18 protein-coding genes are annotated in these 20,974 nt (G+C 53.5%); 13 read left to right on the top strand and 5 right to left on the bottom strand.

Translation table 11 applies throughout. The annotated features are described in order from the left end of the window. Positions 1 to 165: 165 nt before the first annotated feature. The 6 genes from ABE504_RS11925 to ABE504_RS11950 all read left to right on the top strand — a co-directional run bounded on the left by ABE504_RS11925 (position 166) and on the right by ABE504_RS11950 (position 7,910). Positions 166 to 1,527: an ABC transporter substrate-binding protein gene (locus ABE504_RS11925; protein WP_430088405.1), complete on the top strand. Its 1,362-nt coding sequence runs from the start codon at positions 166 to 168 to the stop codon at positions 1,525 to 1,527. A gap of 27 nt (positions 1,528 to 1,554) precedes the next feature. After that, a complete protein-coding gene (locus ABE504_RS11930; protein ID WP_430088407.1) occupies positions 1,555 to 3,270 on the top strand; it encodes an alpha-L-fucosidase in 1,716 nt (571 codons plus the stop codon). Between the two features lie 130 nt (positions 3,271 to 3,400). Beyond that, positions 3,401 to 4,312, top strand: coding sequence for a carbohydrate ABC transporter permease (locus tag ABE504_RS11935; protein ID WP_430088701.1), 912 nt, complete (start codon positions 3,401 to 3,403; stop codon positions 4,310 to 4,312). A 4-nt stretch (positions 4,313 to 4,316) separates the two neighbouring features. Then, positions 4,317 to 5,105, top strand: coding sequence for a carbohydrate ABC transporter permease (locus tag ABE504_RS11940; RefSeq protein ID WP_430088409.1), 789 nt, complete (start codon positions 4,317 to 4,319; stop codon positions 5,103 to 5,105). A 31-nt stretch (positions 5,106 to 5,136) separates the two neighbouring features. Beyond that, positions 5,137 to 6,513, top strand: coding sequence for a sulfatase-like hydrolase/transferase (locus ABE504_RS11945; RefSeq protein ID WP_430088411.1), 1,377 nt, complete (start codon positions 5,137 to 5,139; stop codon positions 6,511 to 6,513). Positions 6,514 to 6,533: 20 nt separating this feature from the next. Next, on the top strand, positions 6,534 to 7,910 hold the full coding sequence (locus tag ABE504_RS11950) for a sulfatase family protein (RefSeq protein WP_430088413.1): 1,377 nt from the start codon (positions 6,534 to 6,536) through the stop codon (positions 7,908 to 7,910). Between the two features lie 196 nt (positions 7,911 to 8,106). Here the strand turns inward: ABE504_RS11950 and ABE504_RS11955 are convergent, their stop codons facing one another. Continuing rightward, entirely contained in the window at positions 8,107 to 8,262 is a 156-nt protein-coding gene (locus ABE504_RS11955) for a hypothetical protein (protein ID WP_430088415.1), read from the bottom strand. 13 nt (positions 8,263 to 8,275) lie between these two features. Between ABE504_RS11955 and ABE504_RS11960 the strand changes: the two genes are divergently transcribed. Then, positions 8,276 to 9,274, top strand: coding sequence for a COG4315 family predicted lipoprotein (locus ABE504_RS11960; RefSeq protein ID WP_430088417.1), 999 nt, complete (start codon positions 8,276 to 8,278; stop codon positions 9,272 to 9,274). Positions 9,275 to 9,414: 140 nt separating this feature from the next. Further along, positions 9,415 to 10,305: an Rpn family recombination-promoting nuclease/putative transposase gene (locus ABE504_RS11965; protein WP_430088418.1), complete on the top strand. Its 891-nt coding sequence runs from the start codon at positions 9,415 to 9,417 to the stop codon at positions 10,303 to 10,305. 313 nt (positions 10,306 to 10,618) lie between these two features. On the opposite strand, the gene ABE504_RS11970 is transcribed toward ABE504_RS11965, so the two are convergent. Together ABE504_RS11970 and ABE504_RS11975 are read right to left on the bottom strand one after the other, a co-directional pair. After that, on the bottom strand, positions 10,619 to 11,347 hold the full coding sequence (locus ABE504_RS11970; protein WP_430088420.1) for a hypothetical protein: 729 nt from the start codon (positions 11,345 to 11,347) through the stop codon (positions 10,619 to 10,621). 38 nt (positions 11,348 to 11,385) lie between these two features. Beyond that, positions 11,386 to 11,571, bottom strand: a complete 186-nt coding sequence (locus ABE504_RS11975) for a hypothetical protein (RefSeq protein WP_126144597.1) — start codon at positions 11,569 to 11,571, stop codon at positions 11,386 to 11,388. Positions 11,572 to 11,754: 183 nt separating this feature from the next. On the opposite strand from ABE504_RS11975, the gene ABE504_RS11980 reads away from it, so the two are divergent. From ABE504_RS11980 to trhA, 4 genes are all read left to right on the top strand, one after another. Next, the gene (locus ABE504_RS11980) at positions 11,755 to 12,849 is read left to right on the top strand and encodes a glycosyltransferase (RefSeq protein ID WP_430088421.1); all 1,095 of its coding nucleotides are present in this window, start codon (positions 11,755 to 11,757) and stop codon (positions 12,847 to 12,849) included. Further along, positions 12,846 to 13,466, top strand: coding sequence for a glycerol-3-phosphate acyltransferase (locus ABE504_RS11985; RefSeq protein WP_430088423.1), 621 nt, complete (start codon positions 12,846 to 12,848; stop codon positions 13,464 to 13,466). The genes ABE504_RS11980 and ABE504_RS11985 overlap by 4 nt, the downstream gene beginning before the upstream one ends. A gap of 118 nt (positions 13,467 to 13,584) precedes the next feature. Beyond that, entirely contained in the window at positions 13,585 to 16,956 is a 3,372-nt protein-coding gene (locus tag ABE504_RS11990) for an S-layer homology domain-containing protein (RefSeq protein ID WP_430088425.1), read from the top strand. Positions 16,957 to 17,063: 107 nt separating this feature from the next. Further along, the gene (gene trhA, locus ABE504_RS11995; protein ID WP_430088427.1) at positions 17,064 to 17,708 is read left to right on the top strand and encodes a PAQR family membrane homeostasis protein TrhA; all 645 of its coding nucleotides are present in this window, start codon (positions 17,064 to 17,066) and stop codon (positions 17,706 to 17,708) included. Here trhA and ABE504_RS12000 read toward each other — a convergent pair. Together ABE504_RS12000 and ABE504_RS12005 are read right to left on the bottom strand one after the other, a co-directional pair. After that, positions 17,703 to 18,863, bottom strand: coding sequence for a UxaA family hydrolase (locus ABE504_RS12000; RefSeq protein ID WP_430088429.1), 1,161 nt, complete (start codon positions 18,861 to 18,863; stop codon positions 17,703 to 17,705). The two genes, trhA and ABE504_RS12000, sit on opposite strands and share 6 nt — an antisense overlap. Then, positions 18,860 to 19,216 carry a UxaA family hydrolase gene (locus ABE504_RS12005; protein WP_430088431.1) on the bottom strand — a complete coding sequence of 119 codons (357 nt, stop codon included), beginning with the start codon at positions 19,214 to 19,216 and terminating at the stop codon, positions 18,860 to 18,862. Before ABE504_RS12005 ends, ABE504_RS12000 begins: the two co-directional genes overlap by 4 nt. A 278-nt stretch (positions 19,217 to 19,494) precedes the next feature. Between ABE504_RS12005 and ABE504_RS12010 the strand changes: the two genes are divergently transcribed. Beyond that, entirely contained in the window at positions 19,495 to 20,904 is a 1,410-nt protein-coding gene (locus ABE504_RS12010) for a HEAT repeat domain-containing protein (protein ID WP_430088433.1), read from the top strand. Positions 20,905 to 20,974 lie beyond the last annotated feature (70 nt).

Raw genomic sequence — 20,974 nt, forward strand, 5'->3', positions numbered from 1 at the left:
AAGGAGGGAATAGCGACGAGTATTTGGAAATCCAAGTTTTGTAAGATTTTCAAACGCAACGAAATAATTTTTTGAAAAGGGATGTATTTTATTAGTATAACGTTTATATTAAATAGGGAATAGGCTTGAAAACGTTTCCTAACTTTGAACGAGGGGTGTTCGATCATGAGGAAGTTAAGTCTAGCAAGTACGCTGCTTGCATCGGTGTTGATGGTCAGCGCGTGCTCATCGCAATCCACGAACAGTACGGCGTCGCCGGCCGCCAGCACAACAGCCGCAGCGGAATCCAAGGCGCCGGAAACACAGAAACCGGTCGATATCAAGGGCGAGATTTCATTCTGGTCCTGGTCGCCGGAGGATAATGTTTGGCAGCCGCTAATCAAAGCTTTTAACGACAAGTATCCGAATATCAAGGTGAACTACGTGCGCACGCCGTCCGCCGACTATGAGAAGAAAATTCAGGTGGCGATTCAAGGCGGTGAAGTTCCCGATGTGATGGCATTCGCAAACGGGCCGATGATCAAAAATTATTCCCCGATCCTCGAACCCCTGGCACCCCTTGCCGAGAAATCACTGGGCAAAGATTGGGAGAAAAATTTCAAACAAACGGCGCTTGATTCCGCGAAAAAGAACAATTATAAAACGATGCCGACCGGGGTAGCGGTCACGCCTTTCCTGTCTTACGACGTCGATCTCTTTAAAAAAGTCGGCGCTGAGCCGCCAAAAACATACGACGACTTGAAAGCAGCCGTAAAAAAATTCGAAGACGCCAAGCTGCCTGGCGTTGTGCCCAGGCTTGGTTTCGCCGGTGGCAAAAGCGCGACGGTAACGGACGTCTTTTACACACTGGTGAATCAGATTGCGCCTGGCAAACTGTACGACGCCGACGCAGGCAAAGTGAAGTTCACCGATCCATCGTTCATTCAAGCGACAAATGCGTTCAAGCAATTTTATACGGATAAAATTTTCCAGGACGGCAACCTGACTACCAAATTCGACCCAGATCTGCGGGAGATGTATCTCCAGAAGCGCCAATTGCCGATGATTCTCGTCGGGGCGTGGATTATGACGGACGTGGCGAACAAAGACAATCTCAAAATCGGCGACCGCACCTTCGGTCTTGTGCCGATGCCAACGATTGCCGGCGGGAAAACGAGCGTGCTGATTAACGCCGACGTGCCGCTCGGGATCAGCAAGGATTCGAAAAACAAAGAAGCCGCATGGCGCTTCGTGGAGTTTATGGCGACTGGCGACTACCAATCGATCCTCAGCAAAGGGCTGCAATTCCTGCCGGTGAAGGAAGGGTTGTCAATGGATACGACGAACCTGAAAACTGACATCGAGAAGCAATCCGTCGATCTCATCATCAATGAAATGACGAAGGATGTCGGCGGTATTCGCTTCCTGGACAATGCGCCGATCGAGCAGGCGCTGTTCACCAACTTGCAGAAGGTGGCGAGCGGCACGATTACGGCCGAGCAAGCGATGACGGAAGTGCAGAAAGCTTCAGACACAGTGAAAAGGTAGTTCACTCAATTGACATGGAGGTGTCCAATGCGAAAGAAAACTTTCATGAGCTCCCTGTATTTGTTCCTTGCGGCAGCGTTGATTTCCTTCCTCGTACCTGTACCCAGTGCAAAAGCGATCACACCGGATGAGTACGTGCAGCTTGGCTTCGGCTTTTTCCCACACTATGGACTGAATACGTACACAGGTACGGACGGTGGTGACGGCGATCCGCAGAACTTCCCGTCCACCTTATTCGCGCCGACGGATTTTGATGCGAATCAATGGGTGGCGGCGGCGAAAGACGCAGGTATGGATTATGTGATTGCGGTAGCGAAGCACCGTTACGGCTGGGCGGCTTGGGACAGTGCGTACACGACGTACGACATTGCGACGAGTTCGGCGCCGAACCTGGACGTGGTCAAAGCCATCTCCGATGCATGTGCGCTGTACGGTCTGAAGTTTGCGATTTATTTTAACGCTGATGATCGTTATCATTTCCCGAACGGCGTGTCTGGTAACAGCACGTATACGCAGTTTGCGGAGAACGAACTCGGCGAGCTGCTGACGAATTACGGCGATGTAGCGGCGATCTGGTTCGACCATGCGAGCGCGATTACGAACAATCAGGCGGCGCAGCTGGAAACGTATGTGAAGTCGATTCAGCCGAACACGCTCGTCTTTTTCCATGACGATACGAAAGCTTCGATGTCCGATGTGCACATTACGGAGCTCGTGAACGGCGATCCGCCTGTGGGCAACGATACGCCATGGGAGGAAGCTTGGCGCTACTATGCGGATTACTGGTCGTTCCACAACAACGAAGGCCCGGTGTCTCCTTGGAACAGCGCGACGTATGACGCGAACAAAGTGCATTATTACAATAAACGCTACGCTTCGTTTGCGGTGAGTGTGCCGCCGGGACCAAACGGCAAAATTTCCGACGCCGGCATTCAGCTTTTGCACGATATTGGGCAAATTGTCCGTTGGAAGCAGACCGACGACCGGAGCCCGCTCATCACGTACACAGGCAATTGGGCGGATCAGAGCAACTCCAATTATTTCAAAAGCACAGACCGCAACAGCGGGGAAACGGGTGCTTCCGCCGAATATACATTCACAGGAACCGGCATTCGTTTAATCACGAAAAAGAATTCAAACCTCGGCATCTTCGATATATATATCGACGGTACGAAGGTGGAGACGTACGATTCCTATGCGGCATCTGCGGATTTTGACGTGACGGCGTACGAAACGACGTCGCTCACGAATACGGCGCACACGATCAAGATGGTAGTGACCGGCACGAAAAACCCGAGCTCCTCAGGCTACAACGTCAACCTTGACTTGTTCGAGTATTCGGTGAATCCGCCAGCGCAGCCGAGCGATACGATTGTCGATGATACGAATGCCGGCATTACGTACACGGGCGCTTGGAACCACATCTCCCGCTCAACGAGCTATGACGGGACAATTTCGTACAGCTCCACGCTGAATGATGCGGCGGAGTATACATTTACGGGCACAGGCGTCAAGCTGTACACGCAAAAAGGGGTGGCCGGTGGCAAGTTCGACATCTACCTCGATGGCGTTCTTCAGACGACGTTCGATTCTTACGCCGCTTCCCAGCAAAATAAAGTGCTGGCTTACAGCAATCAAGCGCTGACAGCGGGATCGCATACGATTAAAATGGTCGTGAAGCATACGAAAAATGCGAATTCCAATAATTATTTTGCTCATCTCGACTATATTTCGTTTCATTAGTGGCGCTTTCCGAAATTACCGCCCATTTCGGAAAGTCGCCTAGGAGAAGACATTCACTTGGGTGGGAGGGCTTGCTTGACGGCGGCTCTCTCCCTCTCGGGGATGCGAAGCGAGGAGGATACCTGTGGAAATGGCGATAACCGAATCTAGCAGCATGCGCAGAGCTGTCAAAAAACGAAGCAGGAGACGGTTTACGGGACTTTTCTATGTGCTTCCGCTTCTCGTCTTCGTGTCTGTGTTCACCTTTTTCGGCATTTTTTACAACATCTATATCGGCATGTTCGAGTGGACGGGAATCGGCCCCAAACTGTTTGTCGGGCTCGATAATTATGTGCATCTGTTTCAGGATGCGAACTTTTATGAAGCAGTTGGCCATACCGGCTATTTTCTGCTGGTGACGATTCCGCTTTCGATGGTGCTTGGCTTGCTGCTGGCGATTTTGCTGAACGGCGTATGGAAGGCGGAGGGGGTGTTCAAATCGATCTTCTTTCTGCCGCACGTGATTGCGGTGGTGACGATCGGGACGACATTCGCGGGCATATATGAGCCCAACTTCGGACTGCTGAACGGGGTGTTAAAAGCGCTGAACCTCAGCGGCTTGACCCGCTCGTGGCTGTCAGAGCCGTCATCTGCACTGAACGCAATCGCAGCGGTGTATATTTTTGCAAATAGCGGCTTTTATATGCTGATTTATTATACGAGTCTTTTGAATATCGATCAGGAAATTTTTGAAGCGTCTAAAATCGACGGCGCCGGCGTCTGGCGGCAGTGCCGGTACATCATTGTCCCGATGTTGGGCGGGACACACATTACGTTAAGCATTTTGGGCATTATCCACGCCCTGAAGGTGTTCGATCTGGTGTGGATTATGACGGAAGGCGGGCCGGGCGGCGCGACGGAGTTGATTTCCACCTTTTTGTTCCGGGAATCGCTGCTCAAATACAATACGGGTTACAGCGGTGCGGTGTCGGTCGTGCTTTTGCTGATCGCTTTCGGCTACACGATCTTCCAGCTGCGCGTTTATAACCGGATGAGGAGGTAACGCCATGTTTGGACGGTTGAAGTTGTCGGAGCGGTTGTCGATGAACGGGGCTTTGATTGTGCTGGCGCTGCTGTGGCTTGTGCCGCTCGTCTATCTGTTGCTGTATTCGTGGGAAGGCGGGGGCTGGGACAATTACCGTGCCGTGCTGACGCTGGATTTGTTTCCGCATTTTCTTATCAACAGCTTTATCGTGTCGGTGTCGGTCGTCATTCTGCTGCTAGCCGTCGTGGCACTGGCGGGGTTCGGTTTCAGCAAGCTGCGTTTTCCCGGAGACGGTACAGTGTTCGCCATCTGCCTGATCGGCCTGATGATTCCTCCGGTTGCCATGCTGGTTCCGCTTTTTCAAACGATTAAAGCGCTTCACTGGATGAACACGTACTTGTCGTTGATCGGCCCCGAGGTGGCGATGAGCATTCCGTTTTCTTTGCTGCTGGCCAGAAACAGCTTTGACGACATTCCGAATGAACTGCTGGAAGCCGCCGAAATGGACGGCGCAGGCAGCTGGCGCAAATTCGTGATGGTGGTTGTGCCGCTGGCCGTTCCGGTGCTGACGACAATCGGCATTTTGGCGTTTTTGAATTCCTGGAACCAGTATTTGTTTCCGTTGGTGTTTATTAATAAGGAAACGATGCTGACGGTGACGATGGCACCGAAGTTTTTTATCAATGAATATACGTCGGATTTCCATAAAGTGTTTGCGGCACTGGTGCTGATCACCATTCCGATCGTCATACTCTACATTTTCGGGCAAAAGTATATGCAGCGTGGGCTGACCAGCGGCGCGCTGAAATAGATTGCGGCATGTGAGCAAGGGGGAGGAACCGATGGAAGAGAAGCAAGCTGAGCGCGCAAGACCGAATGTCGTATTTCTGATTGCGGATGACCACCGCTTCGACGGGATTGGGGCGTACGGGAACGCGGTCGTACAGACGCCTGTGTTGGACCGGTTGGCGGCGGAAGGGGTCCTGTTCCAGTCCATTTATACAATGGGCGGACAGACGGCTGCGCTTTGTGTGCCTTGCCGGGCGAGCTTGCTGACGGGGACGAATGTGTTTAAGGCAACCGTGTCGGCGGGCGAAGTGACATTGGCGCAGACGGAGAACGCCAAGTACTGGGCGCTGAATCCGGAGTTTGCGTATTTACCGGAAATGTTTCGGAAGAGCGGCTACCGTACGTTCGGGACGGGCAAATGGCATAACGGCAAAGAAAGCTTCGCGCGGTGCTTCTCGGATGGTGCGAGCATTTTTTTCGGCGGCATGGGCGAGCATGTCGGGTTGCCGGTGCACGACTTCGATGCTAGCAGCGTGTATCCCGACGAGCGGGCGACGCTGAGCACGACGTTCTCTTCGGAATTGTTTGCGGAGGCTGCAATTCGTTTTATTGGGGAGCAGGCTGACGGTTCGAAGGAGCCGTTTTTTCTCTATGCGGCGTTCACTGCGCCGCACGATCCGCGCACCCCGCCGCCGGCGTATGCGGGGCGCTATCCGGCGGCGAGCATTCCGCTGCCGGACAATTTTATGCGCGAGCATCCGTTTGACAACGGGGAGCTGACCGTTCGCGACGAGCAGCTGGCGGCGACGCCTCGCGATCCGGATGAGATCAGGCAGCATTTATCCGATTATTATAGTATGATTTCGCATTTGGATGAGCAGATCGGGCGGATTATGGCAGCGCTTCAAGCGAGTGGACACGCCGAGAACACCATCGTCGTGTATACCGCCGACCACGGGCTTGCGCTTGGACAGCACGGCCTACTCGGCAAGCAAAACATCTACGAACACAGTATTCATATCCCGCTGATCATGAGCGGTCCCGGGTTGCCGCAAGGTTTTATGAAGAGCGGTCTCGGCTGTCAGATGGATATTTTTCCGACGCTTTGCGAGCTGGCGGGCGTGCCGGTGCCGGCGCATGTGGAGGGCGTCAATCTGCTGCGGGGAGCGGGCAGGGAGCATGTTTTTGCAGCGTATAAGCATATTCAGCGCATGGTCAGCGACGGCAGGTGGAAATATATTCGCTATTTGCGCGCAGGTGATATTGGCACGGATCGAATTCAGCTCTTTGATCTTGATTCGGACCCCTGGGAGACGAGGGATCGTTCCGAAGAGCCGGAGATGCAGGAGCATCTGAGACGGCTTGAACAGGCAATGCTGGCGTGGCAGACGCGGGTGAAAGATCCACTTGCGGGGATCATGAACGTTTAAAATGGCAAGGGGGGAGTGGGATGGTTGAGGAGATAGGGGCGAGCAAGGCTCCGAATTTTTTGTTTCTGTTTCCCGACACGCATCGCGGGGATTGGCTGCCTTATCCGCCGGATGTGCTGGCGGCGCTGGGGATGGAGGAATTGCCGCTGCGCATGCCGAATTTGGCGGCGCTTATGGCTGGTGGGGTAACATTTAACCGGGCGGTTACGCCGTCTCCGCTCTGCGCACCTGCGCGAGCATGCCTGGCATCGGGGAAACGCTACGAGGGAGCCGGTGTTGTCGGCAACCATCACAACTACGATGTGACGCAGCGCACGTTCTATTCGGTGTTAAAGGAGAATGGCTATCGCGTCGGCGGCGTCGGCAAGTTCGATTTAACGAAGGCGACGCACTGGTGGGGGCTGGACGGCTGGATTCCCGAGCTCGGCGAGATGGGGTTCACCGATGCCATTGACAACGCGGGCAAAATTGACGCCATTATTTCCGGCAAGGACTCGCCGAAAGACCCGTATATGGCGTATTTGTATCGCGAAGGTCTGGCCGATATTCATTTGAAGGATATGACGGGACGCGGGCATCTCACCCATGCAACGGATTTGCCGGATGAGGCATATTGTGACAATTGGTTGACGCGTAATGGGGTCTCTATGCTGCGGAATTTTCCGAAGGAGCAGCCGTGGTTTCTTATGGTGAATTTTACTGGGCCGCATGAGCCGTGGGATGTTACGCATCGGATGAAGCGCGATTGGGCCGATCTGACGTTCCCGCCTCCGGAGGGCGCGCAAAAGATAGCAGCCAATTCCAACGAGATCCGGCAAAACTACGCGGCCATGCTGGCGAATATCGACCGAAATGTCGGCGAGCTGCTGGAAGAAGTGAGGCGGCGGGGCGAGCTGGATCGGACGGTCGTCATCTACGCCTCCGACCACGGCGATATGCTGGGTGACTACGACAAGTGGGGCAAATGCAAGCCGGAGCGGGGCTCCATCTCGATCCCGCTCATCGTGAGCGGGCCTGGCATTTTGCGCGGGGAGATTCGCGACACGCTAGTGGAGTTGCAGGATGTAGGTGCAACGATTCTGGATCTGGCCGGTGGCTTGGTCATGCCTGAAGCGGTGGATGCCGTTTCGCTGCGACCGGTGCTCGTGGGTGATGCGAGCGATACCCGGGATGCGCAGGTGTCCGGGCTGGACGAAGGCCCGCAGCATCCGAGCGCTTGGCGTGTTGCGGCGAACAAGGTATGGAAGCTGATCGTGGAGCGGGATCGGCCAGATCGAATATACCACGTGGCCGAAGATCCCTGGGAACGCCGCAACGTGGCGGAAGTGCATCCCGCTGTGGTGGCCGAGCTGAAGGCTGCCTTGCCTGCATGCTGGGCGGAAGGAGGAGCGAAATGAGGCTGACGGTGCATGGCGGAAGGCGGCTCGGCGTGTGGTTGGGCGTGCTGGGAATGCTGCTGGATGGGGCTGCTGCGGATGTTGAGGCCGCGGCTAGTGTGCCGGTTGGGGTGGTGGCGGCCGAACCGCTCGGGGTGAGCGAGACCCAGCTCGTGCTCTCGCTTGGCCTGATGCAAGTCGCGGGCGACGCGGCGACCTATTGGGCTGCGCCGGAGCCGCGCCTGGAAGCGGCTCTTGCATTGCTGCGCCTGCAGGGGCTGGAAGCGCAGGCGCTTGCTTTTACCAGCGCGACGACGTTCGCCGACGCCGGGGAGGTTGGCGCGACCGAGCAGCCCGTGCTCGCGTATCTCAAGGCGAATCCCGCCTTGGGCTGGAACGGCGTCGGGGGCGAGCGGTTTGCGCCGTCGGCGGAGCTGACGGCTGCGCAGCTCGAGAAGCTGCGCTTGACGGCGCTTGGCTACCGCGAAGGTGAGGATTTCACCTTCGCCTCCGTGCGCAGCGCAGCGCGCGCCGCCGGCTTGTCCCGCGCTGCGCGGTGGGACGGCGTCAGCCGCCGGCAGTTCGCAGCCGCGCTGGTTGAACTGCTGAAGCAGCCGGTGAAGGGTGCGAGCGATAAACTGTTCGAGACGCTCGTGAAGACCAGCCGACTGGACGGCGCCTTGGCGGCGCCGCTTCGCTATCCGACGGTAACGCTCCAGCCGAGTGACTGGCTGGGGGCGTACATGGCGGATGCGAAGGGCATGGCGCTGTATGCGCGCACGTCCGACGGGCGCATGCAAAGCAATTGCGCCGGCGCGTGCGTGGACGACTGGCCGCTGTTCACGGCGGCTGGTGCGCTACTTGTGCCCGCTGAGCTGGACGCGGCCGATTTCAGCGTGCTGGCGCGCGCGGACGGTGTGCGGCAGATCGCCTATCGAGGCATGCCGCTGTATTACTTCATCCGGGACTTCCAGCCCGGCTATGTCAAAGGCGAAAGCATCGACGGTACCTACACCGTCAAAGCGCCGGATACCGTGAAGCTGCAGAGGGCAGGCACGGGAAGCATTTTGACGGATGGTGAAGGCCGCACGCTGTACGTGAACAATCTCGATCCCGAGGGAGCGAGCGTATGCTCGGCGGACTGCTTGCAGGAGCATCCGCTGTTCTATACCGCATACACGGTTGCATCGCCGGGTCTAAAGGCGGACGACTTCGGCTTCATTACGCGGGACGACGGCCTGCGGCAGGTGACGTTCAAAGGCTTTCCGCTCTACTATTCGCGGAAAGACACCTACGCCGACGGCGGCTGGCTCATAGTCGATCCGGCCCTGTTTAACGGCACTTCCGTCTCACACGGCCTCGTGCAGCTGAAGGAAGAGCCGTAAATGCAAAGCCCCCGTACCGAGTCTCGGTCGGGGGCTTTTTCTCAATCAATAGGACGCATTCCTGTCTATGACGTATCTATTTTGTGGTATAATGGAAATAAATTATGCCAAAAATCCGCACGCTGTTTGGAGTTGAAATGATGACTGAACTGTTAAAGCCGTCTGTCGATTTTGTTTTCAAAAAAATATTTGGCAGTGAAGAAAATAAAGATGAGGTCCTGCTTAATTTCGTGAACGAGGCATTGCGGGAGACAGAGCCTAAGCCGTTTGTAAGTCTGACGATCCTCAATCCGCAAATCGATAAAAATGCCATGGACGACAAACAGTCGATCTTGGATGTCCGCGCCAAAACCGAAGACGGCAAACAGGTGAATCTCGAAATCCAGGTCAGTAACAAGTACGATATGGCAAAGCGTAGCCTGTACTACTCGGCGAAACTGTACGAGGAACAGTTGGAGGAAGGCAAATTCTATGCAAGCTTGCAAAAAGTGATTTCCATTAACATTTTGACATTTAACTGTATGATGAATGAGCGGTTTCATCATATTTTTCATATGAAGGAAATCCATACGGGCGAGCTGCTCATCGACGATATTGAAATTCATTTTATGGAGTTGTCGAAGCTGGGGGTCAAATCCCATCAAATGGACAACCGCCTAGTCAACTGGTTGATGTTCATTAACGGCACAAATCAAGAACGATGGGAGGAACTAGCCATGGATACACCAGGTTTGAAAAAAGCGATGACGACGTTGGAGTTTTTAAGTCAGGATAAGGAAGCGCGCATGCTGTACGAAATGCGAAAAAAAGCCCTGCTCGATGAGCAGTCTGCACTGGACTACGCAGCATCAAGAGGAAGAGAAGAAGGAAGAGAAGAAGGAAGAGAAGAAGGAAAGTTGGAAGGCAAAACAGAACGTGATAAGGAAATCGCCTTGAATATGCTGCAAAAAGGAATGTCCATCTCTTTGATTGTAGAAGTAACAGGCTTGTCCGAGAAGGAAATTGAGGCGTTGGGCAAACTACTGCATTAAAGCCGAGTCCATACGCTAGAAGCATTCTATAAATGTAAGGTGGCTGACAACCCAGTGAACACTTGTCCAACATGTCGAAAACCAACTGATCTTCATCTGCAGCGCTGCAAGCATTGCGGATGTGTGCTTCCCTACACGGTCGCCGAAAAATTCGACCTCATGGCCGCGTCTATTGAGCAGGCGCTCAAGGAAGAGCTTGCCGTTAGAAGGAGACGGAAGCAATAGAGAAAAACTAAAAAAACCAAGGGCTTTGCGAGTTGCTTTCGCGGAGCTCTTGGTTTTTCTGTGTTCACCCCAGCGTATGAAGGACCGTCTACTCCGTCACCTTTTGCATTTTCGCTGGGTTATTGATTTTGTACGGCACAGGGTGCTTGGCGAGCTTCTTCGCCACGATTTTGCATTCGAAGGTAAGCATATCGCCGACGGCAAGCTCCAGTTTTTTCAACGTATTGCTGTAGCTGGACCAGGCGGTTCCGATCTCCATCTCCGGATCGAGAATGGAAACCGCTTCATAAATGATGACTTCGTCGTCAGTCTCGGTAAAATGGTTTGGCACCGTCGCAAACTCGGTAATCGTAGCCTTCATTTTGACCTTATCTTCGGGGAGCTGAAGCTTGGCAGCTTTCTCCTTCTTGGGCTTGCTCTCTTTCGGAGCAGCCGCTTTCTTAGGCTTTTCCTTGTCAGGAGCCGGCTTAGGCGCTTCGGCTTCTTCCGTCTGAGCCTGCTCCGTTTCTTCAGCAGCAGTTCCATCCTCGGATGCTGTCGCGCTTCGCTGACCAAAGCCTGCCGCTTGCATCTCCTTCAGATACGAAGGATGGATGCAGTGCAATTGATTCGAATCCAGTTCGATCACGGCGGTCATAGCATCGACATAGCCGACAATCGAGCAGGTCAAGCTGACGTTGCTTCTTTTGTAATAAAACGTCTTGGCTTTCGTCGCTTTCTCGGAAATCAGTCCCCACACTTTGCATTGTTGCGTCAGCTCGGCTTCCTCTTCAAACCGGGTAAAGCTGGCGGGTTGTATGGCGAAGGCATAGTCCATTGTGCGGTATCAACCTTTCTATTAAAGTAAAGGAATGTCTAGGCTTGTTCTTCCTCTAAGCGGAAGTCGTCGGTTTTCTCGCCGTCTTCCCAGATTTCCACGAAGAGTGCGGCGCAATTCTCGAAGTCGGCAGCTTTGAAGCCGAGCGCTTTTTCTTCGTCCGTTCCCACGTAGACATTTTCCATGTTCTCCCCGTCAAAGGATAGAATCACATAAATTTTCATGCTTGTAGCATCTCCTTTCGGGTGTTATCGTTAATTATAGCATACTGGACGAATAGTTCGCATGAAGCGCAGACGAATCGTCATATACATCTGTAGAGTTTGTTAGGCATGAAAAGTAAGAATGTGTCATCTTAGTCGCACAAGAATCCGTAGCAGGGTTGAGGCGAAGGAGGCGTTGTCGAAGTGGCAATTGTTCTGGTCTGTATACTCGGATGCCTGGTTGGTTTTATACTTTTCCGCAGAAATGTGATTCCCCCAAGCGATACGCCTCTCAGGCAGGATCCTAAACTGTCAATTATTATTCCCGCTAGAAATGAACAGGACAACTTGCCTCATCTGCTGCGTTCGCTGCAGCTTCAAACTTTGCAGCCTTATGAAATCATTGTTGTGGACGACTTCTCTGAGGATGAGACGAAAGCGATTGCCGAGAGCTTCGGCGTAACTGTGATCGCCAATTCGAGCTTGCCTCCAGGCTGGACGGGGAAAAATTGGGCCGTCTGGAACGGTTATCAGCATGCAACTGGCGATTTGATCGCGTTTCTTGACGCGGATATTCGTTTTGCTCCCCGAGCTTTAGAATTGCTTGTTCGTGCTCGTGAGGCGACCGGCGGCGTTGTGTCCGTCGTCCCTTTTCATTATACCGAAACGTTCAGAGAGCGGCTTGCGCTCATTTTTAATGTGCTGGGCGTCTTTGCGTTCACATCGCCGTTCGAGAGGACGAACCCTCGGCAAGGGTTGTACGGCTCCTGCATTTTAACAGCTAGAGACGATTATGAAGCGGTAAAAGGGCATGAAGGCATTCGCCATGAAATGCTCGACGATCTTAATCTTGGCGCAGCGTATCGCCGGGAAGGCATTCCCGTCACCAACTATATCGGCAAAGATCTGGTATCGTTCCGCATGTATCCCGGAGGACTGCGAAGCGCGATTCAGGGTTTCGGCAAAGGCGCCGTGCTTGGCACCGCGAAGCTGAGAGGAGGGACGACTGCGCTCATTGCGTTGTGGGCGATCGGACTGGTACTTTCCTGCTGCTTCCCCTTCCTGCTGGGGACTTCATGGGGCTTGCCGCTGCTGATCGGCTACGTATTGTATATGGCGCAGTTATTTTATTTTGTTGGTTACATAGGGATATTCGGAGTAGCAATGCCAGTATTGTACGTGATTTCCACGTTGTTTTTCCTCATGGTGATGGGGTATTCGATGTTTCAAGTTGTCTTTCTGGGACATGTTGCCTGGAAGGGACGGCATGTCAAAGTGGGAAGCAGGCGAGAGCTATGATCGTGCTTTTCTGGACATTGTGCGCCTTTGTATCAGGCTCGCTGATGTTTTCCTATTGGCTCGGGCGGTTGGCGCGTCACAACCTGCGGAGCGTCGGCGATGGGAACCCTGGTGCGCTTAATCTATGGCAGTCGGCGGGTTATCGGTTGGGGCTTGCCGGAATCGTGCTCGACTTCGGAAAAGGCTACGGGATCGTGCTGGCGGCCAGACATTGGGGCGGGATGGAGGGCTATGCGCTCATTCCGGTTGGGCTTGCGCCAATTATCGGCCATGCGTTCTCGCCATTCTTGAAGGGCCGGGGCGGCAAGGCGATCGCCGTGACCTTCGGCGTCTGGAGCGCACTGTCGCGCTTTGAAGTTTCGCTGGCGCTGGCGGTCATCCTGGCGATTTTGCAATTGGTCATGAAAATCGTGCATAAATGGAAGCCGATCTCTTCGCAGATCGACGGCCAGCAAGTGGTGCTCGGCGTGCTGCTGCTCGGCGTTTATTTGCTCGTGCGCGGTGCCCCGGCGGCTTGGTTCTGGATCTGGGCGGGCAATGCGGCGCTGATTGTGGTGAAGCATCGGAGGGAGATTCTCGCAAGGTTAGGTAAAAAGAAAGAGGAGACACAGCCGTGAGGTTGTGTCGTTTTTTGTCGGAAAAGGTTAAATTTCCTTAATGTTTATTACGTTTGGAGGGCCGCTCCGTTATAATGTTGCTTGTATCATACAATCAGGGGATAACGGAGGAGAAACAGTGCGTCGATATGTTCAGCGTTTTATATCATGCTTACTTGTTTTATCGATGATTCTTAGCTTTGGGGTTGTTGCTCAAGCAGAGGGAGACGCTGCCCAGCCGCTTTCTGACATCAATCAATCTTATGCCAAATCTGAAATCGAGGCCTTGGTCAGCGCCGGTGTGCTTTCCGGCTATGAAGATGGTTCTTTCCAGCCTGCGAAATTGGTGACACGTGCGGAGCTGGCTAAGATTTTGGTTCTGGCACTTGGTTTAAAAGTTGATGAAGGGAGTGCATCTTCTACTTCTTTTAAGGATGTTGCGGCTTCAAGCTGGTATGCCAATTACGTGGATGCTTTAGTAAAATCGGGGATTACGCAAGGAACTTCGGAAAATGAGTTCTCACCCGATGCGAATGTAACGCGTGAAGAATTAGTCGTGTTCCTGACACGCGTTTTAGGACTGGACAAGTTGACGTTGTCAACGATGTCGAAGGAAGATTTCGCCGATATCAAGGAAGTTTCGGATTGGGCGAAAAATGCGGTTATCCTAGCATCTGAAATTCATCTTGTAAACGGAGAAGACGGTCCGAACGGAGAGCCGTTATTTGCGCCAAAACGTTTCGCAGACCGTCAAGCTATCGCAAGATTGGCTTATGAGGTAAAGGAACATCGCGATGCGTATATTAGCAAGTCGAAAGAGCTTGCAAACGGCGTTCAAACGATGAAAGTAACCAAAATCGAAGCGGTTTCCAGTACAAGCGTTGAGGTGACGTTTGATAAGGATTTGGAAGCACTCGATAAAGCGGATTTCAGCTTTGATAAGTCCCTCAAAGTAGAACAGGCGGCTTATAAGTCTGGCAGCAAATCAGTCATTGTCTTGACAACAAGTTCACAAAACTCGGGTACAGAGTATCAATTAACGTTTCGGGGACAGCCGATTGCGCTTGTCGTGAAAGGAATGGGTGGATTTTTTGGCGGTGGTGGCGCTCCTGGTCCTTCTTCTCCGACACCGAGCCCAAGTCCAGGTACTTCTGTTGCGCAGAAGCTGGCAAGCGGGAATGCCTTTGATACCATTACAGTCAGCGATCCAGGCAGCTATGGCCCATCTTCTGGTCAAACCACGGTGGGAACCTTAATTCTCGACCCTGGTCCGAGTGGAGAAGTCACGTTAACTAACATTCATGCTGACAATCTTCAAGTGAAGTCCGGTGCGGTCAGCTCGATCAAATTAAGTCGTTCCACGATCACGATGTTGGTCGTCAATGCGATCAATAACAACGGCCAGTCGGTTCGGATTTTGGCGCTGGACGGGGCTGTGGTGACCAGCACATCGGTTGAATCACAGGTGATTCTTGAGTCGGCGACGACGACGGGAACGCTTGGTGCGATTACTATTCAGCCTGGCGCTGCAGGGAAAACGATTTCTTTGCGCGGAAACATCGACGGCAGCGTTACGAACAATGCGGGGAGTGCTCAACTCCAGATCGAAGCGCCCTCTATCGGGAACTCTCAGCCTACAGTCATTCATACGATTAATTTTGGGAGCGGGACACCAATTGTAACAGTTACAGGCGTCGTTCAAATTCAGCAAATCGTTTCTAATACCCCTGTTACCATTAAAGGTGATCCGGATGCTGTTGCAAAATTGCTTGAGAGTTATCCGGCAGCAGTAATTGATGCGACGGTGAGGGAGGCAGCGAGGGCGGCGGCTGTGGCGGCGACGATCGATGTCATAAGCAACTGGAAATTAGATATTACAGATCGTAACCACTTGATTACTCAAGCTGATAAATCGATTGAAAATGCTAAAAGATTGGGCGTTACAGAAGCAGAGTTGAACTTAGCCACTTACACACAGGCAGTGAATTCGATTCAGCAGTTTCAAGCCCAATTGGAAAATTATCATATTCAGTATTATGCAGAGGATTCAGCTCAGTCCGTGTCTGTACTTCCAGATTTCCCAGCTATGAATATGCCGGGACAAAGTAATGAGTGGGAGAGCGACAGGCCTGAAATTCTCACAACACGGGGAGACTTTCATCGCCCTGCTTCGGGTTCCGGAGATGCAACGGTCCATTTAACCTTAACAATTCGTGATGGAGCAGCAGCAGCTACAAAGGTTTTTACATTGATTGTGAAGCAGTACGATGCAGCCGTATATTCTGTACAGAGCGTTAGATCGGACTTGCTGCTTGTCTATTTTGATCATCCTGTTGTACAGTCCCAGATGGAAGATTTTCAAATTCCAAATCTGCCAATCTCTAGAGTGACACAATACGCTTATCTGCAAAACTATATCTTGCTGACGGTTCCACCGCAAGCTGCAGGAGCAAATTATTCGATGATATATCGCGGTAAAGCTCCAGTTTCATTTACAGGTGGAACAGAAAATCTTTGTACTACGACAGGTTGTCCTATGCCGAACAATCCGTTTCAAGAGTTTCCACTACCGGACACACAATTGCCCGGAATTGTATTCGGAGTCGTGTTTGAATTTGCTAAAGGAGTCATTCCTAATGCCACTGTAAGGCTGATTGGCACGGACAAGATTACGCAAACCGATAGTGCTGGCCAATTTAGATTCGAACAGGTTCCTTCAGGAGTTCCATATAAGCTTCAAATTACCAAAGAAGGATATTCCAGCATTACCACGGAGGAATTTGCACTTCAATCTGGAGAGCCGTATTCCTCGGGGATGGGGTTCCTGTACAAGAAACCTAACGCAGCAGTGGGGTTGAGCATGCAATTCACGGGCAGTAACACCGCGATTTTAACGTGGAGTCCCAATGATAATTTTTCCAACGGTGACAATAAAATTGAGTATGTGGTAAAAATTAACGGTACTGAGATTGCAAGAACCCAGGATCCTTTTGCTAATTTAACTAATCTGCCAGTCGCTTCCGAGCTTGCAATTTCAGTTGAGGCATGTAATAGCTTGGGCTGTAGCGAGCCAGTTCAGACGATGTTGAGAACGGCGATGAAATTGGCTATTCATTCAATTCAACCGTTAGATTCGGTTCCCGGGCAAGTGTACCAAGCACTCACAACTGAGAATGGAGCAATGACATTCCACCTGCCTATTAGCTTGACTTCCGCTGACAAGCTAAGAATTTATTTGTCGGATTATGACTACCATGAGGGTGACCTCCAAAAAATTAAGGGCGAGTTGAATGGGGATGACCTGAATGTCTCACTTGTGCTTCCTCCATTTAGCACTCTTGACAGTGAATTGCACGTATCCGATGGCGCTGCTTACGTGGATGTGGCGCTGGTAAGATCAACAAATTTGGACAATCCCGTAACGGTGTATGGGATTACTGGTTTGAAATATAAGATTAACGGCAAAGTGTTTTTGACAGATTGGCTGACTTTCAACATTGTGCCGGAATAATACCTAAGAATCCCCGCAAGCAAACCGCATGCGGGGCTTTTCCATACATATCCACCCCCATCGATGGCAAAAATAAAGAGACCACTGTCCAAGGAGGTCTCTCTGCCATGCATCTTCGATTCCTGCTCAAAGAAGAACCTGTCAACGCGCTGAGCCACGGCATCGGCATTGGCCTTAGCCTTTGGGGGCTCGTGCTGCTGCTTCAGCGTGCGGCGCTGTTTGAAGACGCCGTCTACATGGCGAGCAACGCGGTGTTCGGCGCTTCCTTTTGCCTGCTGTACGCGGCGTCAACGCTGCTGCACAGCACACGCTCGCCCAAATGGAGCGAGCGGTTCGAACGGCTCGATCACGCCGCGATTTTTATCGCCATCGCGGGCACGTATACGCCGTTCCTGCTCATCGCCTGGCAGGGAAGGCTAGCGACCGAGCTGCTTACGGCGATTTGGCTGCTCGCCTTGGGCGGCGTGCTGTTCGTCCGCAGAGTCATCGACCGCTTCCTGCCGTGGGGGCTGCTCCTTTACCTGATCATGGGCTGCAACATGTTCGGGGTCATTGTGCCTTTGTTTCACCGCCTGCCCGGCGCCGGGTTCCATTTGCTGCTGTATGGCAGCATCTCTTATATGGCGGGCGTTCCCTTTTTTCTATGGCGCAGGCTGCGTTATCATCATGCGATTTGGCATCTTTTTGTGCTGGGCGGGAGCATCTGTCACTTCATTGCGGTGTACGGATACGTGATGCCTGCGCTGTTATAAGCTGGGACCGATGCGATTGATGCTAAATTCCTGATGCCCGAGCAGCTCTGCCTTGGTCAGCCGGCCTTCCGCGACTTCACGGATCTCCTGCCAAATAGCCTCGCCCGCGTGATTGAGCGGAAGCGAGCCGCTTAGCAAGCCGCTGACATCGACGTCCATATTGTCGGCCATGTTAACGGCGGTGTGGGCGTTTGCGGTGATTTTGATCACCGGGATGACAGCCGAACCTGTCGGCGTCCCCCTGCCGGTCGTAAAACAGACCAGATGCACGCCGCCCGCGGCCATGCCGGAGACGCATTCAATATCGTTGCCGGGGGAGTCCATAAAATAAAGCCCATGCGCCGGCACTTCCTCCGCATAACGGATGACATCCTCGATGGGATAGGTGCCGCACTTGGAAATGCAGCCCAGCGATTTCTCCTCGATGGTCGAGAGCCCGCCCGCAATATTGCCCGGGCTTGGATTGCCTCCGCGCATGTCTGCACCCATGCGAGAGATCTCGCTTTCGAAGCGGCCAATCGCATCGTACAGCTTGCGGCTGGTCGTTTCAGTTGAGCATCGGCTGGCGAGGATATGCTCAGCCCCGATAATTTCCGTCGTCTCCCCGATGACGATGCTGCCTCCGGCGGCCATCAGCCGGTCCGCGGCCACGCCGAGCGCCGGGTTCGAAGCGAGACCGGAGGTGGCGTCGGAGCCGCCGCATTTGACGCCGACCTTGAGCCGATTCAGCGGCACAGGTGTTTTGGGCTGCTGGGCAAGCTCGGCTAGCATGGTCCGCGCCAGGTCAGTGCCGTGCTGAATCGCTTTGATCGAGCCGCCGATGGATTGGATGTCAAACACTTCGACGCGTTTGCCCGTCGGACGGATGGCGTCGGCTAACGCCCAAGGATCGATGACCTCGCAGCCCAGGCTGACGATGATGACGGCGCCGACGTTTGGATTTTTGCCTGTGCCAGCTAGGACGTCGAACGTTCGATGTTTGTCGTCACCGATTTGGCTGCAGCCGTGTTGGTGCGGAATGACGACAGCGTCAGGTACGGCGTGGGCGATGCGGTTGCACACATGATTAGCACAAATGACGGTCGGGATAATCAGCAGATGGTTCCGAATGCCGATTTCACCATTGTCTCGTGGATACCCCAAAATAGTCGTCATGACAAGCTCCCTTCGGATTCAGCTCTTGGCGTTGCAATCGGTGCATGGGTAAGGTCGCCGCGGCCGCGTATCCCTTCTATGTTATGTATGTGGACGTGTTGGCCGGGCTGAATGTCGCAGATGGCTCGCCCGATCGGGTCGCCGTATTTCGTGATGATCTGGCCGGCGGGGATGAGGGAGAGCGCAATTTTATGACCAAATGGAATCGCTTCCAATACGAGTGTCATATACGTCAGCGATCCGATCCTGCTCGTCAGTGTCTCGCCAGGTGCAGCATCGCGCAGGACGGTGGCGACGTTGTCTTTTTCGTTCATCACGATGCTGGATGATCCTTGCATAATCTGTTCCGCCAAGGTGCTCAGCTCCTTTATAAATAGCTTTTTAACACGCAATCTCTTCTAGTGTAAAGCAATGGAGGGCTGGGGTGTAAGCACGTTTCTATGCCGGGTTTGCACAAGATTAAGATGATGAGGTGCGGCCTAATCTCTTCTAACTATTGCGATAATATTTGCGTGAAACGGCTTAATATTGTGCAAGTTCAAATTAGGATTGTGGATTCAAAGCCTGCGGCAGCCTCCTTATAATGGAGCCATGAACGACGCAATCCAACACTTGCCAAGGAGGCTGCCCCATGGAACCGAAGGGTATGCAACTGCTCACAGACGAGCAAATGAGGACGTTTATCGCACAAGGATTTTTGATTTTAAAAACAGATTTTCCGCGTGAATTTCATGAAAATTTGGTGGCTCAGCTGAATTCGGTTTATGAGGAGGAGGGGAATCCCGGGAATAATCTGCTGCCGCGCATCCGCGAACTGCAACACGTATTCGACCATCCGGTCGTGACCGGCGCACTCACCAGCGTGCTTGGGCCGAACTATATGATGCATGCGCATCGTCATGGGCATTATAACGCGTCCAGCAAGCCTGGCGGCTGGCATAAAGACAGCTACTGGGGCTACAGCCGGCTGCGGAACCATCATCCCCACTGGGCGATGATCATGTATTTCCCGCAGGATACGCCCGTTGAACTAGGGCCAACCGGTATTATGCCGGGGACGCAAAATTATGAAACGCGGACATTTGAAGACGACGAGGCGCCGGGTGAGGCGCTGGCGAGTGGGGGAGCGGGAACTTTTGCGCTGATTCATTACGATATTTGGCATCGCTCAACGCCGAACGTGCTGGGACAGCCGCGGTATATGCTGAAGTTTGAGTTTATGCGGACAGAGATGCCGAAATCGCCGAGCTGGGACAATCAGGTGGCGACTTGGCAAAAGCCTGCGGAACTGAAGCTGCCGATCGCAGAGCACGACCGCATGTGGGAGGAGACCTGGAACTGGTTGTCCGGGCGAGTCGGCAGTTTGGCCGGTACGGTGGCTGCGGAGCCGGCTCATTTGAAAAAGCTGACAGAGCAGCTCGGTGCGAGCGAGCCCGTTGCCATCGACGCCGCCTATGAACTTGCGGCCAGCGGCAAGGCCGGAGTGCATTCGCTGCTGCTCGGACTGCAAAGCGACAACCGCGACATCTCCCGCGTCTCCGCCTACGGGCTATCCGTTGCGGGCGCCGACGCAGTGCCGGGCCTGATCGCCGCGTTGCAACAAGCGGACAGCGAGATCGTCGCCCGCGCCGCGTTCGCGCTCGGCGAGCTGCGCAGTCTGGCGGCCGATGCGGTGCCGGCGCTGGCGGCACTGCTCCGGCATCCTGCCCCTTTGGTGCGCCACACGGCGGTGGATGCACTAGGGCTGATGGAGGTGCAGGTCGATCTTGCCGTTGCCGCTTTGTCCGGTGCGCTGCAGGACGAGAGCGCGCAGGTGCGCTTCATGGCGAGCCTCGCGCTGTCCCGCTTGGGTCGCGCGGCAGAAGCGGCCGTGCCACAGCTCGAGGTTGCGCTAGGTGACGAGAATCGTTACGTTCGCGCACATGCGGCGGAATCTTTGAACTACATCGGCACGGAGCGGGCGAAACAGTCGCTGATCAAGTTCCTGCTAAACACCCGGTGGTGTCCGACAACGACAAAGGCAAATGCGTTCTATCCGTAAGCGGATAGAGCAAGCAGCAGCGCTCTGAGGAGCGCTTTTTTTTATGGAAATGCGAGAAGAGCGCGAGCGG

Source organism: Paenibacillus oryzisoli (assembly GCF_050467285.1).
In the GTDB taxonomy this organism is placed as follows: domain Bacteria; phylum Bacillota; class Bacilli; order Paenibacillales; family NBRC-103111; genus Paenibacillus_E; species Paenibacillus_E oryzisoli_A.

Coding starts and splice junctions, on each gene's coding strand:
- ABE504_RS12010 (WP_430088433.1), top strand. CDS start 19,495: ATGGAACCGAAGGGTATGCAACTGCTCACAGACGAGCAAATGAGGACG.
- ABE504_RS12000 (WP_430088429.1), bottom strand. CDS start 18,863: ATGACGACTATTTTGGGGTATCCACGAGACAATGGTGAAATCGGCATT.
- trhA (WP_430088427.1), top strand. CDS start 17,064: ATGCATCTTCGATTCCTGCTCAAAGAAGAACCTGTCAACGCGCTGAGC.
- ABE504_RS11925 (WP_430088405.1), top strand. CDS start 166: ATGAGGAAGTTAAGTCTAGCAAGTACGCTGCTTGCATCGGTGTTGATG.
- ABE504_RS11965 (WP_430088418.1), top strand. CDS start 9,415: ATGACTGAACTGTTAAAGCCGTCTGTCGATTTTGTTTTCAAAAAAATA.
- ABE504_RS11985 (WP_430088423.1), top strand. CDS start 12,846: ATGATCGTGCTTTTCTGGACATTGTGCGCCTTTGTATCAGGCTCGCTG.
- ABE504_RS11935 (WP_430088701.1), top strand. CDS start 3,401: ATGGCGATAACCGAATCTAGCAGCATGCGCAGAGCTGTCAAAAAACGA.
- ABE504_RS11940 (WP_430088409.1), top strand. CDS start 4,317: ATGTTTGGACGGTTGAAGTTGTCGGAGCGGTTGTCGATGAACGGGGCT.
- ABE504_RS11945 (WP_430088411.1), top strand. CDS start 5,137: ATGGAAGAGAAGCAAGCTGAGCGCGCAAGACCGAATGTCGTATTTCTG.
- ABE504_RS11950 (WP_430088413.1), top strand. CDS start 6,534: ATGGTTGAGGAGATAGGGGCGAGCAAGGCTCCGAATTTTTTGTTTCTG.
- ABE504_RS11930 (WP_430088407.1), top strand. CDS start 1,555: ATGCGAAAGAAAACTTTCATGAGCTCCCTGTATTTGTTCCTTGCGGCA.
- ABE504_RS11975 (WP_126144597.1), bottom strand. CDS start 11,571: ATGAAAATTTATGTGATTCTATCCTTTGACGGGGAGAACATGGAAAAT.
- ABE504_RS11970 (WP_430088420.1), bottom strand. CDS start 11,347: ATGGACTATGCCTTCGCCATACAACCCGCCAGCTTTACCCGGTTTGAA.